This is a genomic window from Reichenbachiella sp. (assembly GCF_033344935.1).
GTDB lineage: Bacteria > Bacteroidota > Bacteroidia > Cytophagales > Cyclobacteriaceae > Reichenbachiella.
Map to the genome: position 1 here is coordinate 1,220,989 of NZ_JAWPMM010000001.1, position 14,223 is coordinate 1,235,211.

Sequence of the window (14,223 nt, forward strand, 5' to 3'; positions counted from 1 at the left end):
CTCAGTAGCAAGAAGATATTTTGGGATAAAAATTTAATCAATTAAAATTCCTTTTTTCGTTACATGCACATCAGCTATCTTAAGTTTGATTAGGATCGCGTCAGGTTTTTCAAATTTAGTACAGGCAACATTGATAACGAATGAAAGCCACAATTAAATATAGTTAGTTTGGCATACCGATTGTAATTATAGTACGTCTAAAAAATAGACCAGCTGTTGAAGTGCAATTGTGCCAATATGACAGCATTGGAGCGAATAGTTTATGGAGTTGAATAATTTTTATAATTCTTATCTTTTTTCGGAGTTGGCAAGTGAAGATGCGGAAGAACTCATACCGCTGGATTTAACTGGAGAAGATGATGAATTGGATCCGGCGGATCTACCCGAAGAGCTACCTATTTTACCTTTAAAAAATGCGGTTTTATTTCCAGGAGTAGTTATTCCAATTACGGTAGGGAGATCAAAATCCATCCGGTTGGTAAAGAAAGCCTATCGAACGAATAAGATCATAGGTGTGGCCGCTCAGATGAACGCCAGCGCAGAAGACCCAGGGGAAAAAGAGATATATAAAGTTGGTACTGTTGCCAAAATATTGAAGATGTTGGTTTTGCCTGATGGAAACACCACCATTATCATTCAAGGCAAAAGTCGAATGGAGATCAAACAGGTGGTGCAGGAGAATCCTTACCTCACGGCCAAAGTGGATTTGCTGACGGAAAACTTCATTGAAGATGAAAATAAAGAAACAGTTGCCATCATTTATTCTCTGAAAGATGCAGCGAAGAAGATATTAAAACTGAATCCTGAAATTCCGAAGGAGGCACAGGCGGCCTTGGAAAACATCAATAGTTTCAAGTTTTTGACTCACTTCTTATGCTCTAACATTAACACAGAAGTTAAGGATAAGCAGAAGTTGCTTGAGATCAACGACGGCAACAAAAGAGCGGAGGCGCTTTTGAAATACATGCTCAAGGATATTCAGGTGCTGGAGCTCAAGCATGAAATTCATGACAAAGTGAATACCGATATCGACCAGCAGCAAAGAGATTATTATTTGCGACAGCAAATGAAGGTGTTGCAAGATGAGCTAGGTCAAGGCGGAGCAGAGCAGGAGTTAGAGGAACTGAGATCCAAGGGCCTGAAGAAAAACTGGCCGGAGGAAGTGGCGCAACATTTCGATAAAGAGTTAGGCAAGATTGAGCGAATGAATCCAATGGCTGCTGAGTATCCAGTCGCTATGAACTACGCCGAGCTGTTGGTAGAACTGCCATGGAATGATATTTCAGAAGACAATTTTGATCTCAAACGCGCCAAAAAAATATTGGATCAAGACCACTTCGGTCTTGAAAAAGTAAAGGACCGTATCATTGAGTATTTAGCCGTACGCAAGTTGAAGAACGATCTGAAGGGACCGATTTTGTGTTTGTTTGGCCCTCCTGGTGTTGGTAAAACCTCTTTGGGTAAATCCATTGCCAAAGCCTTGAATAGAGAGTACGTGAGGATGTCTCTTGGTGGTGTACACGATGAAGCTGAGATTCGAGGGCACAGAAAAACCTACATTGGCGCCATGCCAGGTAAGGTGATTCAAAACATTAATAAGGCTAAATATTCCAACCCGGTATTTGTATTGGATGAAATTGATAAGGTGTCTTCTGACTTTAGAGGAGACCCATCTTCTGCTTTGCTTGAAGTATTGGATCCTGAGCAGAATGAGGCGTTCAAGGATAATTTCCTTGAGGTAGAATACGATTTGTCAAAAGTCCTTTTTATAGCTACTGCTAACTCTTTGGATACCATTCAACCAGCCTTGCGAGATAGAATGGAAATCATCGAGATTACAGGATATACTTTAGAAGAAAAGATTCAAATCGCCAAGAAGCATTTGCTACCAAAGCAGTTGGAAGAGCATGGTTTGAAGTCAAACCAATTATCCATGGATAAAAAGGCTTTCTCGAAACTGGTGGATGATTATACTCGCGAATCAGGTGTTAGAAACTTAGAGCGAAAAGTGGGCGCAGTAGTACGAGACGCAGCCAAGTCCATCGCAATGGAGGAGGAGTATCAAAAGAAAGTAACTCCAGACGAAATCAGAAGGATTCTTGGTGCAGAGGTATTCGACAAAGAGCTTTACCAGGACAACAAACATGCGGGTGTAGTAACCGGATTGGCTTGGACTTCGGTAGGAGGAGAAATCTTATTCATAGAATCTAGTTTGAGCAGAGGAAAAGGAAAATTGACTCTTTCTGGTCAACTAGGTGATGTAATGAAAGAATCTGCGATGACGGCTTTGTCTTATCTGAAGTCAAATGCTGAGAAGCTAGGGTTGGATTATCGTGTGTTCGATAATTATGATTTGCATATACACGTGCCCGCTGGAGCTGTACCTAAGGATGGTCCGTCAGCTGGTATCACAATGCTTACTTCATTGGCTTCCGTGTTTACACAACGAAAAGTAAAGCAGAAGTTGGCCATGACTGGTGAAATTACACTGCGTGGAAAGGTACTTCCTGTTGGAGGCATTAAGGAGAAGATTCTCGCTGCAAAAAGAGCCGGTATTAAAGAGATTATCCTTTGCCAAAAGAACAAGAAGGATATTGATGAAATAGATGATAGATACGTTAAGGATCTGAAGTTTCACTTTGCAGAAACCGTAGAAGAAGTATTGGAGGTGGCCTTATTGACGCAGAAAGTGCCGAATGCCATGGAATTAGTTACTGTTGAGCAAAAGGCCTAATCAAAGTCTCTCTTCTACTTAAGAATATGAATATGAAAAAACCTGCTTTTATCTTTTTATTATGGATTCAAGCAGGTTTTTTGTTTGCTCAGTTGGACAATTCGTTTCAATTTTTGAACCTGCCTATTGGCGCACGAGTGGCTGGTTTAGGGGGAGTGATTAGTTCATCTACGGATGAGGATGTTAATCTTTTTTTAACCAATCCTGCACTGCTAGACTCTGCCAATGATAATCATGTTTCTTGGAGTCATTTGGGGTTTTATGCTGACGTAAAGTACAATACATTGGCCTATGCTAAGACCTTTGAAAAGGCCGGTACATTTGGAGTAGGAATCCAACACTTGGGCTATGGTTCTATCGATAGTTATGATGCATCTGGAAATTCGGTAGGCAGTTTTGACGCTAGCGAGACTGCAGTGGTTGTTTCTCACAGTCATCAGCTGAGTGTTTTTAAATTGGGGGCCAATTTGAAATATGTTTATTCTGGCATATACACTTACAACAGTTCGGTATTAGCCATGGATATTGGTGGAGCATTTATTCATCCAGAGAAAGAATTCATGGTTTCTGTTTTGTTTAAAAACCTTGGCTTCGTCATGTCTGAATATTCGGACACCGCAGACTCATCGTTGCCCACTGATTTGCAAATTGGTCTAACGTTTAAACCAGAGCACATGCCATTTAGATTCTCGTTTACTGGATTCAACCTGCTCAATCCAAATGAAAATTATTACGATGAAAATCTGGACGAAGAAAAGCCTGGAATTGGAGATCGGGTATTCCGCCATTTGAATATTGGAACAGAAATACTGTTCAGCCGTAATTTTAATATTCGACTGGGATATAATCATCAGGTAAGAAAGGAGTTGAGTTTGTCTGAAAAATCAGGATTGTCTGGGATGTCTATGGGCCTGATGGCAAGGATTAAAGCTTTTGAGCTTTCTTATACGTTTACCACGTATCATGTGGATAGTGGGAGAAGTTATTTCACCCTTACGAGTAATTTGAATAGAGTATTTAAGAAAAAGTCAATCATATAAAATGTTAAATAAAGATCAATATCTCACCCCAAAGCAGATAGTAGCCGAATTAGATAAATATATTATCGGGCAAAATGATGCTAAGCGAAATGTGGCCATTGCACTTAGAAATCGCTGGAGAAGGATGAATGTGAAAACCGAAATTCAGGGTGAAATCGTCCCGAACAACATTTTGATGATAGGAGCAACTGGTGTGGGTAAAACGGAGATTGCTCGGAGACTGGCCAAAGTAGCGGATGCGCCATTTGTAAAAGTGGAGGCATCTAAATTCACAGAGGTCGGCTATGTAGGACGTGATGTGGAAAGCATGGTTCGTGATTTGGTAGAGCAGTCCGTGAGCTTAGTAAAGCATGCACAGAAGGAAAAGGTGAAGGAAAAAGCCGAAGAGATTGTGGAGAGCATTATTTTGGATGCCCTGATTCCTCCGGTAAAAAAGACACCTTCTACGATGACTACAAATGCTGATGGGATGCCGACCATACCTGTAGATGATGCTGAACTTAATGAAAAAACACGTGAACGCTTCAGAGAGAAAATCAGAAACGGAGAACTCGAAGACCGTAAGATTGATATCAGTGTCAGCCAGAATTCTTCTGGTGGTATTGGCATGATAGGAGGTGGAGGTATGGATGAGACCTCTATGATGAATATTCAAGAAATGATTGGGCAAATGATGCCTAAGAAATCCAAGAAAAGAAAGGTAACTATTGCCGACGCTAGAAAGTTGCTCATGGAAGAGGAGTCTTCACGACTGATCGACATGGATGAGGTGAAAGAAGAAGCGATTGAAAAGGCAGAAAATACTGGAATTATCTTCATCGATGAAGTCGACAAAATAGCTGTAGGAGCTTCCAAGAAAGGTGGCCCAGATGTGAGCAGAGAGGGTGTGCAGCGAGATCTGCTACCCATAGTGGAGGGTAGCGCCGTAAATACCAAATATGGGGTGATCAACACAGACCATATACTATTTATAGCAGCTGGAGCGTTCCACTTTGCTAAACCTTCGGATCTTATTCCAGAACTTCAAGGGCGGTTCCCCATTAGAGTAGAACTTGAGAACCTCACGAAGGGAGATTTTGTGAGAATATTGAGTGAACCAAAGAATGCACTAACGAAGCAATACACGGCTTTAATAGGCTCTGAGGATGTAGATATCACCTTTAACGAAGAGGCCATAGAAGAGATCGCTTCCATTGCGTTCAATATCAACGCGGAAATTGAAAATATTGGCGCAAGAAGGTTACATACCGTAATGAGTCGTTTGCTCAACGATATTCTTTTCGACATTCCTGATAAAATTGGACCCAATGCGAAAATTGTCATTGACAAAGCAAAAGTTCAGGAGAAGCTTGATGGAATGGTAGAAAATAAGGATTTGAGTCAATTTATTTTGTAAGTTGCTACCGTATGCTACTTACCACCAAAATCCCACTCAAGTATATTTTTAAGAGCACCAAAAAAGATATATTCTTTGTGTTCTGCGTGGCCTTGGTCACGGTTGTGTGCTATCGCTACTATGATATTGCGGATATTCCCCCAAATATTACGGGTTTGGTGGGTACATCCATTTCTTTGGTTATTGCTTTCAAATTGAGTCAGTCTTACGATCGTTGGTGGGAAGCCCGAAAAATTTGGGGGGCTATTGTCAATGATTCGAGAACACTAGTGTTGCAGCTGCGCAGCTTCACCAAAGGCAATGAGGTCTCTATTGTAAATAGAATGGCCGAGCGGCAGATCGCTTGGTGTTATTCTTTGGGTCAGTCGCTGCGCAAGCTATCTCCGATTGTGGGATTGGAGTCTTTTTTGACCTCCGAAGAACTCGAACAGGTTACGAAACATAAAAATGTGCCATTGGGTTTGTTGGATTTTCACTCCCTAGATATTGCCTCCTTACATCAGGCTGGAGTTATTAATGACTACCAGCAAATGCAATTAGATGAGACCATCGTTCGATTGTGTGAATCTATGGGAAAAGCAGAGCGAATAAAAAACACCGTTTTTCCGACTACCTATCGCCTATTCTTACGCTGGTTTATTTACATATTCGTGATTTTGCTTTCTATTACTCTGGCCGAAACAGAAGGTTATGGGGACATACCACTCTTGATGTTAATCACTGCTCCATTTTTTCTCCTAGAAAAAACGGCCTATTTTCTTCAGGATCCTTTTGAAAATAGACCCACTGATATTCCAGTTACACTTATTGCTACAACCATTCACACAAATATTCGGCAGCTGGTGGGCAATACAGATCTTCCTGAAGCTCCTAAAAATGGAGAGTTTTATGTGATGTAGGATAAATATCTGGAGCAATGTCTGGGTGATTATGCTTCATTTGTGTCTTGATAGCAGACTTTTCTAAGTTTTTATACTTTGAGCCGAGAATGATTATATTTATAGTCTAACCCTTGCAGCATGTTTAAGAAGCTATTGAAGTTTGTTTTATTTCAAACAATAGGCCTTTGTCTTATTCAAAATCTGCATGCTCAAAAACACTCCTCCAAAGAGCAATATATTCTCAATCAATTTTCTACTGAGACGGGCTTATCTCAAGGGAATATCTATCAAATCATGAAAGACACCGATGGATTCCTATGGATCGTCAGTGAAGATGGACTGAATCGTTTTGATGGGTATACATTTAACGTTTTTAGTCATCGCAAGGAAGACTCTACCAGTATTTCGGATAATAGTGTTTGGTGTGTAAAAGAAGACTCCAAAGGAAGACTTTGGGTAGGGACAAACCAGGGTGGTCTTTGCTTATACAAAAAGGAACTAGATCAATTTGTGTCTTATCAGCACGAGGCTAATGATACTAGCACGATCAGTGACAATACAGTGAACGCCATTCTGGAAGATTCCAATGGAAAATTATGGATAGGTACAAGTTGGGGGGTGAATATTTTTCATCCTGAAACACAAACTTTCAAAAGAATGTTTGCCAATCAAAAAATTGAGGAGGAGGTAATCTCTTATAAGGTTTATTCGCTATTGGAGAGTATGGATCGTGAGATATGGGTAGGAACCAGTGATGGTATTTCCATTTATGATTTAGATGGTCATTTGTTGCGATCCATTTCTCCGGGTCAGTTGGGTTTGCCAAAAGGGAAAGTAACTAATATGATTCTGGATGAAAAGGGGACAATTTGGATTTCAGTAGACGGGAAAGGTTTGTTGCGATATCATGCCTCCGACACCCGCATGCAGCTGTATGAGGCCGACCCAAACGATCCAAATTCCTTGGCTAATAATTATATCCGCAGTCTATTGATCGATCAGAATGGAAATTTTTGGATAGGCATGGACGGTTTTGGTTTTCAAATATTTGACCCTGAAGCTGAGGTATTCGTAAAGGCATTGCAAAATTCAAATTTTGAACCGGATCAAATCGAAAAGGTGTATGAAATATATGAAGATGACCACCAAAATCTTTGGTTCGGTTCATATGGGCATGGTGTGTTTTTACTCAATAGCAACAACAGCAACTTCAAACATTATACTCGAAATTATACTGATAAAAATTCTCTATCTAATAATTCCGTATTGGCTATATCTGAAGGTGAGGACGGGTTTATCTGGCTAGGAACAGATGGAGGGGGTATTAATGTTTTTGATCCTCGAAATGAAAGTTTTCGACACATCAGAAATGACGGTAGTGATGATCGATCTATTGGTACCGATGTGATCAAGTCTTTACTCTTTGATTCTGATGGCAACCTTTGGGCAGGAACTTACAATCATGGGCTGGATTTACTCAGGAGGGGTAGCACCAAGTTTGAACACTTTACCATAGACAATTCGGGGCTCAACAATAATAATGTTTGGGCTTTGGAAGAAGGGGATTTAGGGGAGATTTGGATAGGAACGCTAGGTGGTGGACTGAATAAGTATCAAGCTGCTTCTGGTCAAATTGAAAAAGTTGAGATCGAATTGGATAGGGATTCAACCTTGTCAAGTATCAATATTTCTGCGCTCCTCATGGATTCCGAAGGGGTCTTATGGATTGGTACCATGGGTTATGGTGTAAACGTGTTGGATACAAAGACCAATCAATCCTGGGGCTATTCCAATGCCATGCCCGGACCCCATCAGTTGAGCCACGATGAAATCAGATATTTTTTCGAAAGTAGTATGGGTGAAATTTGGATTGGAACTGCCTATGGTTTGAATAAATTCAATAAAGAAAGTGAGACATTTACCAAATATTTTGAATCGGATGGTCTGCCAAATAATGTCATCAAGGGAATAGTAGAAGATGAAAACGGTTACTTTTGGATCAGCACCAATAATGGGGTATGTAGATTTGACCCAAAATCAGGTGCCACTACAAACTTTAATCAATCCGATGGACTACAAGGTAAGGAATTTAACTACAATTCGTCCATCATGAGCCAAGAGGGCTTGATATATATGGGAGGGATAAATGGATTGAATCAGTTCGACCCTAATAGGGTGCAACCCAATCACTACCAACCCGATATTCTTTTTACTAAATTTCTACTTTTCAACCGGCCGATACGGATTAATAGGGATGGACCTTTAACTAAAGAAATCAATCAGATCGATTACCTCGAGTTAGATTACGATCAATTTATCTTTTCTATAGAATTCGCTGCTGATGAATTTCAGTTTCCGAAAAAGAATAATTATCAGTATAAACTAGAAGGCTTCGATCCGGATTGGAACGTAGTGGGTACAGCCAGAACAGCTACCTATACAAACCTGCCTGCTGGAAATTACAAGTTCATGGTGAAGGCAACCAACAACTCTGGTGTTTGGAGCGATCAGATTAGGACGTTGGATATTGTGGTTAATCCTCCATGGTGGCATACCAAAACCGCTTACGCTGTATTTTCGGCCTTTGCCATTTTGATGGTTTTGGTTATTGTGCGGCTACGAACCTCTTATTTGTTGGCTCAAAAAGTAAGACTTCGGCGTTTGGTTAGTAAAAGAACCAAGGAGTTGGAAGAGAAAAACGAACGCATAACCATGCAGGCTGAAGAGCTCAATGCCTTTAATGATTCATTGAATGCGCTCAATGCAAACTTGGAAAAGACAGTCATCGAGCGTACGAATGAGCTTGTGGTAAAAAACAAGAAGCTCTCAGATTACGCCTTTCTAAATGCGCATAACCTGAGAGCTCCTGTGGCCAATATCAAGGGTCTGATTCAGCTCATGAATCTTAATTTGACTCCTGAAGAAAAAGAAGATTATATTCAAAAAATCAAAGAGCAGGTAGAAAATGTAGATGCCGTACTTTTTGATATCAATCAAAGATTGAAAAAGGATACCCTCGTAGATGCCCAAGAAATAGAGGAAATCTTAAATCAATCTATCAACTCCTCTTCCTCTTCCGATTCTTCATCCTGAACCTCTGATAAAGGAGTAAGGTTGGCAGGAATCTCTTCTTCATCCATTTCTGGGAACACTTCTACAAGATTAGTTTTCGTGATACTCGAAATCTCGAATGGCACAAGCATATTATCAAGACTTTTCTCCACCTTCTCATAAGCGTCTTTCACACTTTCAGCACTGGTGAGGATGTAGGTAGTGATTTTGACCTCTTTCTCAGAGTCGCCATCCACTGTCGAATATTGCACTTTGCACTTATACCAGTAGTCAGCATCTTCAAAGTTGATCACTTCGCCAATGTTGGTTTTGGAAATAGTCATGATCTGGAATTCTCCACTGACTGTTCTTTCCATGGCGCCATAGATTCTGGACTCAGCATCGGTATACGAAACAGCATCCACTAAATGCAGTTCGGAAGTTTGTTTGATAATTCCTTCTTCGTTTTCCTTGCCGTATTTGGCTTTGCACTGATACCAGATTTTCATGTTTTATGCTTTTTAGATTTAAAAAATAAAGGCGGCAAAAATAGGACTAATCGTCATTGGTTTCCAACCCAAACAGCGAATGATATTGCGTAGAAAAATGAATTTTTCTATTTTAGAAAATCTTAATTAATTGAAGCAGAATTACACATGCCAGGATTGCAAAAAATCAATTTTCAAGGAAAGGAAATTATCTACTTGGACTATCGAGGCCAATCAGAACAACAAATGATAGGTTACCTGAAGGAAGCAGAAAAAACCATATTGGAAGACAACAAACCGTATCTTACTTTAACCAATATTTCAGAGGCTTTTGCTACCAAAGGATTTCTGAGGCAAGCTGGAATCATGGGCGAAAAAACAGGTCATTTAACGGTCAAAGGGGCTATTGTAGGTGTGAATGGAGGTAAGCGTGTGCTGCTGAATGTATTCAACCGACTTTTTGCTGGAAAAAAAGGGCTCAAGCCTTTTGACTCAGAAAAGGAAGCACTTGAGTATCTTGTGCGTTAAACCAATCTTAATAATATGAGATTTTTAGAACAAGGGCTTGATGGCAACAATCAAGCATGGAAATATATTCTAGTTATTGTCGTGGGTTTTGTTTTGGGTCAATTGCTGGGAGCTATTCCATTTTTATATTATGCTGGACAGTCAGGTACACAGACTTTAGATTTTGTAGCGATGGGCTTGGACCCGAACTTTGGATTGGTGTTGATGATCCTGCCTTTTATGGTATCCTTTTTACTCTGCTATATTTTCATTAAGTGGTTGCACCGCAGAGGGTTTCAACAGGTGGTTAACGGATCGGATAATTTTAGATGGACCAAGGTTTGGTATGCCGCGGGCGTTTGGTCGGTTTTAATGGTCATCTATTTGTTGTTCGAGTACTCGATCAATTCGGAAAATTTTATTTTTCAGTTGAATTGGACCTCGTTTTTGCCATTGGTGGTAGTTGCTATTCTGCTCATTCCTATTCAAACGACTTTTGAAGAGTATATCCTAAGAGGATACTTTGCCCAAGGTATAGTTGGCTTAACGAAGAGCCGTTGGGTGGCTGTTTTAGTCCCAGGATTGGTGTTTGCCTTGTTGCATGCTTTCAACCCTGAAGTGGAGGCGCATGGATTTTGGGTAGTGATGCCACAATACATCACTTTCGGATTTTTGTTTGGTCTTATTGCGATACTGGACGACGGGATTGAATTGGCCATGGGTGCGCATGCAGCTAACAATGTATTTCTTGCACTTTTCCTAACCAATAAGGATTCAGTTCTGCAGACACCTGCCATTTTGGAACAATTGGAAATAAACCCCATGCGAGACACCATTACACTGATTGTATTGAGTATTGTTTTCTTTTTTGTATTGAAGAAAAAGTATGATTGGAATATGGCTATACTCAAAGACAAGGTGACAGTCTAGCCAATATTCTCCGTTCGTTATATCATACTTGCCATTCTCAAAATAAACTTGCATTTCTCTGTTGATATGGCCTTATTGTGGATTCGTTCATTAACCGTATCAAACTATGAGAAGAATATCTATTTATCTTATTGCCGTATGCGCACTTTGGGCTTCTTGCGAGCCAACTAAAAAGAAGAAAAACTTAAATGATCTGGCGATTGATTATGTACGACTCGCGCTAGAAATTGGGAAATACGATCCTGTATTTGTAGATGCCTACTACGGACCAGATTCCTTGGCTTATACTGGAGAGGTATTGGATTCATTTCCAAAAGAGACGTTTCGGAATAGAGTAGCTGCTTTAAAGGCAGATTTGAACACATTGACGAATGAGCCCACTTCTACAGATGAGGAAGTGATGAGAGCCAATTGGATTGCTTCTCAGTTGACTGCTTTTGATCGTCGTATCAGAATTTTTTCTGAAGAGTATGGCACTTTCGATGAAGAAGCTGAAGAATTGTTTGGAGTGAAAATCCCTTCTTATGATTCTACACACTTTATTAATTTGATAGAAAAGCTTGATCGCATATTGCCTGGAGAAGGTGAGATCGGCGATCGGGTGAAAATGTTGACCGATCAGTTTGTTATTCCTGAAGATCGGTTGGACACTGTTTTTCAGGTGGCAATAAATGAGGCGAGGAGAATTACATCCGAAAAGTTTCACTTACCCAAGGAGGAAACCTTTACATTAGAATACGTCCAAGATAAAGTTTGGGGCGGTTACAATTGGTATCAGGGTAATTACAACAGTTTGATTCAAATCAATACAGATAACCCTTTGGGTATTGATCGAGCGATTGATTTGGCTTGTCATGAAGGATATCCTGGTCATCACGTGTACAACATGATGCTTGAAAAGAACCTGTACAACGAGAAAGGCTGGGTGGAAATATCCATGTACCCACTGTTTAGTCCCCAGTCTTTGATTGCAGAGGGTAGCGCCAATTATGGTATTGAAATGGCGTTTCCGGAGGAAGAATATGACCGATTTGCCACTGAGGTGCTGATGCCTTTAGCTGGGTTAGATACTGCTGGCGCTTCTGTTTATTTCGAGTACATAGAGATTAGAGAACAACTGAACTATGCAAGAAATGAAGCAGCAAGAGGAATGATAAACGGCACCATGAGTGAAGCTGAGATTGACCATTGGCTAGAAGATTTTGCCTTAACGACTACTTCGAGACCATTTATCAAACAAAACCGTACCTACATTGTAAACTACAACTATGGGAAGGATATGGTGAAGGAGTATATTGAATCTCAATCAAATACGCTCGAGGACCGTTGGAAGCCGTTAGGAGTTTTGCTGAGCAGCCCGGTGACTCCCAAAGAAATGTTGCCTGAAATGAAATAATTAACGATAATTCATAAATTACGAGTCAGGTTAATTGAATGATCTGACTTTTTCGTTTTTAACTTAGAAATGGTATGAAGATAATTATTGTAGGTGGTCACGGTTCGATTGGGCGTAGAGTAGTAGACGTCCTAGCCAAAAAACATGACATCATTACAGCCAGCCGATCAAAAGGAAATGTGAATGTAGATTTAGTTGATATTGAATCTATACGTGAGTTATATGAAACTGTTGGCGATTTTGACGCCGTCATAAGTATTGCGGGTGAGGCCAAATGGGCTCCTATGAAAGAAATGAAAGAGGGTGATTATTATGTTGGGATACGGAGCAAATTGATGGGGCAGGTCAATTTAGTCCGTGTAGGCATGGAATACATCAAACCTAATGGTTCATTTACGCTCACTACGGGTATTCTAGCTGATCATCCAGTGGATTTGACTACAAGTGCAGCCATGGTTAATGGTGGAATTCACAGTTTTGTCCGAGCGGCAGCATTGGAAATGGAAAAAGGGATTAGAATCAATGCGGTTTCCTCTGGATTGGTGGAGGATGCCATTGATAAATATCAGGATCATTTCCCTGGTCATAATGCCATACCTATGCGCAAAGTGGTAAATGGTTACATCAAAAGCCTGGAAGGCAAAAACAACGGTGAGATCATAAGAATTTATGACAACTGTTAGACTTACATGAATTTATTTGGTATGGTGTTTGAAGAGCTATTGCAATTGTAACATAACTGAATGTTGAGCCATGAAAACTGCTATCTATAAAACCGCACTAGTTATTTCCTTTTTTACCCTTGGAGTCTTACAGTTAAGAGCGGAAGCGCCAAAAAGAAATTCGATTATTTTTTTCGAAGTTGACGACTGGGTCGAAGTTTTTGTTGACGGAAAGAAAGTGTTTAGACAGGCAGCTGCTGAAGGTGATTTGGATGGTGAAGTTGAGTTTGATTTAAATCCTTTTATTCAGGGCAAAATCGACCCTATTGTGGAAATCAGATTGACTAATGCAAATTGTCATACTTGCGAAGCGGGTAACGGATGGAGAGTGGAATTTGAAGTATATCAGGAAGATGAATCTGTTGACTATATAATTGAAGAGGGCGACAGTATGGGTGGAAATGTAGTTTTTACTATTGAATATGAATGGGGCTACATATAGTCATTGACGAGGTACATGCACTACTTTCTTAGTGTCGAAAAACTCTTCGCTGAAATAATCGGGCAGTTCATAGATTTTATATCTCAGTTTTGATTCTCTCAATTCTTCGGTTAGATCACCACCCTTTAAGTATAAAATGCCATTTTGGAGTTCATGATTGGACTCCTTTTTTATTTTACCTTTGGTCCAAGCGTAGAAGCCTTTCATGCGTGTGACTGCTCGACTTACAATAAAATCAAACTGACCGCTAATATCTTCTGCTCTGGAATGAACACCTCTTACATTGGTAAGACCAAGATCTTTCGCGATTTCATTCACTACTTTGATCTTCTTGCCGATACTATCGACCAACAAAAATTCTGACTCAGGAAAGAGAATGGCTAACGGGATACCTGGAAATCCACCACCGGTTCCGATATCTAATATTTGAGCATTTGGCTTAAAGGATTGTACTTTGGCAATGCCCAAAGAGTGCAGCACATGACGAATGTATAGTTCTTCAATATCCTTTCTTGAAACAACGTTGATTTTCGCATTCCATTCCGTATAGAGCGGCATGAGCTTTTCAAATTGCTCCTTTTGTTGGTTGGATAACTCTGGAAAGTAATTGAAGATTCCCTCTTTGTCATTCATGAC

At 40.2% G+C, this 14,223-nt stretch carries 12 protein-coding genes; 10 read left to right on the plus strand and 2 right to left on the minus strand.

Annotation, left to right across the window (positions count from 1 at the left end):
* Window positions 1–262: 262 nt before the first annotated feature.
* The 5 genes from lon to R8N23_RS05285 all read left to right on the plus strand — a co-directional run bounded on the left by lon (window position 263) and on the right by R8N23_RS05285 (window position 9,144).
* Window positions 263–2,734 (plus strand): endopeptidase La, encoded by a 2,472-nt coding sequence (gene lon, locus R8N23_RS05265; protein WP_318170518.1) that lies wholly within the window; start codon window positions 263–265, stop codon window positions 2,732–2,734.
* Between the two features lie 32 nt (window positions 2,735–2,766).
* The gene (gene porQ / locus R8N23_RS05270; protein ID WP_318170519.1) at window positions 2,767–3,774 is read left to right on the plus strand and encodes a type IX secretion system protein PorQ; all 1,008 of its coding nucleotides are present in this window, start codon (window positions 2,767–2,769) and stop codon (window positions 3,772–3,774) included.
* Between the two features lies 1 nt (window position 3,775).
* Complete coding sequence (hslU, locus tag R8N23_RS05275) at window positions 3,776–5,170, plus strand: ATP-dependent protease ATPase subunit HslU (protein ID WP_318170520.1); 1,395 nt, start codon at window positions 3,776–3,778, stop codon at window positions 5,168–5,170.
* 11 nt (window positions 5,171–5,181) lie between these two features.
* Window positions 5,182–6,069: a bestrophin family protein gene (locus R8N23_RS05280; RefSeq protein ID WP_318170521.1), complete on the plus strand. Its 888-nt coding sequence runs from the start codon at window positions 5,182–5,184 to the stop codon at window positions 6,067–6,069.
* A gap of 120 nt (window positions 6,070–6,189) precedes the next feature.
* A complete protein-coding gene (locus tag R8N23_RS05285) occupies window positions 6,190–9,144 on the plus strand; it encodes a two-component regulator propeller domain-containing protein (protein ID WP_318170522.1) in 2,955 nt (984 codons plus the stop codon).
* Here R8N23_RS05285 and R8N23_RS05290 read toward each other — a convergent pair.
* Window positions 9,102–9,611 (minus strand): DUF4494 domain-containing protein, encoded by a 510-nt coding sequence (locus R8N23_RS05290; RefSeq protein WP_318170523.1) that lies wholly within the window; start codon window positions 9,609–9,611, stop codon window positions 9,102–9,104. The genes R8N23_RS05285 and R8N23_RS05290 overlap by 43 nt on opposite strands.
* Before the next feature lie 147 nt (window positions 9,612–9,758).
* On the opposite strand from R8N23_RS05290, the gene R8N23_RS05295 reads away from it, so the two are divergent.
* The 5 genes from R8N23_RS05295 (at window position 9,759) to R8N23_RS05315 (ending at window position 13,587) form a co-directional block, all read left to right on the plus strand.
* Entirely contained in the window at window positions 9,759–10,118 is a 360-nt protein-coding gene (locus R8N23_RS05295) for a hypothetical protein (protein WP_318170524.1), read from the plus strand.
* 15 nt (window positions 10,119–10,133) lie between these two features.
* Entirely contained in the window at window positions 10,134–11,027 is an 894-nt protein-coding gene (locus R8N23_RS05300) for a CPBP family intramembrane glutamic endopeptidase (protein ID WP_318170525.1), read from the plus strand.
* A gap of 106 nt (window positions 11,028–11,133) precedes the next feature.
* Window positions 11,134–12,423: a hypothetical protein gene (locus R8N23_RS05305; RefSeq protein ID WP_318170526.1), complete on the plus strand. Its 1,290-nt coding sequence runs from the start codon at window positions 11,134–11,136 to the stop codon at window positions 12,421–12,423.
* 74 nt (window positions 12,424–12,497) lie between these two features.
* Window positions 12,498–13,106: a short chain dehydrogenase gene (locus R8N23_RS05310; protein WP_318170527.1), complete on the plus strand. Its 609-nt coding sequence runs from the start codon at window positions 12,498–12,500 to the stop codon at window positions 13,104–13,106.
* A gap of 70 nt (window positions 13,107–13,176) precedes the next feature.
* Window positions 13,177–13,587, plus strand: a complete 411-nt coding sequence (locus R8N23_RS05315) for a hypothetical protein (RefSeq protein WP_318170528.1) — start codon at window positions 13,177–13,179, stop codon at window positions 13,585–13,587.
* Here R8N23_RS05315 and rsmG read toward each other — a convergent pair whose 3' ends face one another.
* The gene (gene rsmG, locus R8N23_RS05320; protein WP_318170529.1) at window positions 13,588–14,220 is read right to left on the minus strand and encodes a 16S rRNA (guanine(527)-N(7))-methyltransferase RsmG; all 633 of its coding nucleotides are present in this window, start codon (window positions 14,218–14,220) and stop codon (window positions 13,588–13,590) included.
* Window positions 14,221–14,223: the final 3 nt, after the last annotated feature.

Excerpts from the sequence above, each read along its gene's own strand:
- hslU (WP_318170520.1), top strand. The coding sequence starts at position 3,776 with ATGTTAAATAAAGATCAATATCTCACCCCAAAGCAGATAGTAGCCGAA.
- lon (WP_318170518.1), top strand. The coding sequence starts at position 263 with ATGGAGTTGAATAATTTTTATAATTCTTATCTTTTTTCGGAGTTGGCA.
- R8N23_RS05295 (WP_318170524.1), top strand. The coding sequence starts at position 9,759 with ATGCCAGGATTGCAAAAAATCAATTTTCAAGGAAAGGAAATTATCTAC.
- R8N23_RS05280 (WP_318170521.1), top strand. The coding sequence starts at position 5,182 with ATGCTACTTACCACCAAAATCCCACTCAAGTATATTTTTAAGAGCACC.
- R8N23_RS05305 (WP_318170526.1), top strand. The coding sequence starts at position 11,134 with ATGAGAAGAATATCTATTTATCTTATTGCCGTATGCGCACTTTGGGCT.
- R8N23_RS05315 (WP_318170528.1), top strand. The coding sequence starts at position 13,177 with ATGAAAACTGCTATCTATAAAACCGCACTAGTTATTTCCTTTTTTACC.
- porQ (WP_318170519.1), top strand. The coding sequence starts at position 2,767 with ATGAAAAAACCTGCTTTTATCTTTTTATTATGGATTCAAGCAGGTTTT.
- R8N23_RS05290 (WP_318170523.1), bottom strand. The coding sequence starts at position 9,611 with ATGAAAATCTGGTATCAGTGCAAAGCCAAATACGGCAAGGAAAACGAA.
- rsmG (WP_318170529.1), bottom strand. The coding sequence starts at position 14,220 with ATGAATGACAAAGAGGGAATCTTCAATTACTTTCCAGAGTTATCCAAC.
- R8N23_RS05285 (WP_318170522.1), top strand. The coding sequence starts at position 6,190 with ATGTTTAAGAAGCTATTGAAGTTTGTTTTATTTCAAACAATAGGCCTT.
- R8N23_RS05310 (WP_318170527.1), top strand. The coding sequence starts at position 12,498 with ATGAAGATAATTATTGTAGGTGGTCACGGTTCGATTGGGCGTAGAGTA.
- R8N23_RS05300 (WP_318170525.1), top strand. The coding sequence starts at position 10,134 with ATGAGATTTTTAGAACAAGGGCTTGATGGCAACAATCAAGCATGGAAA.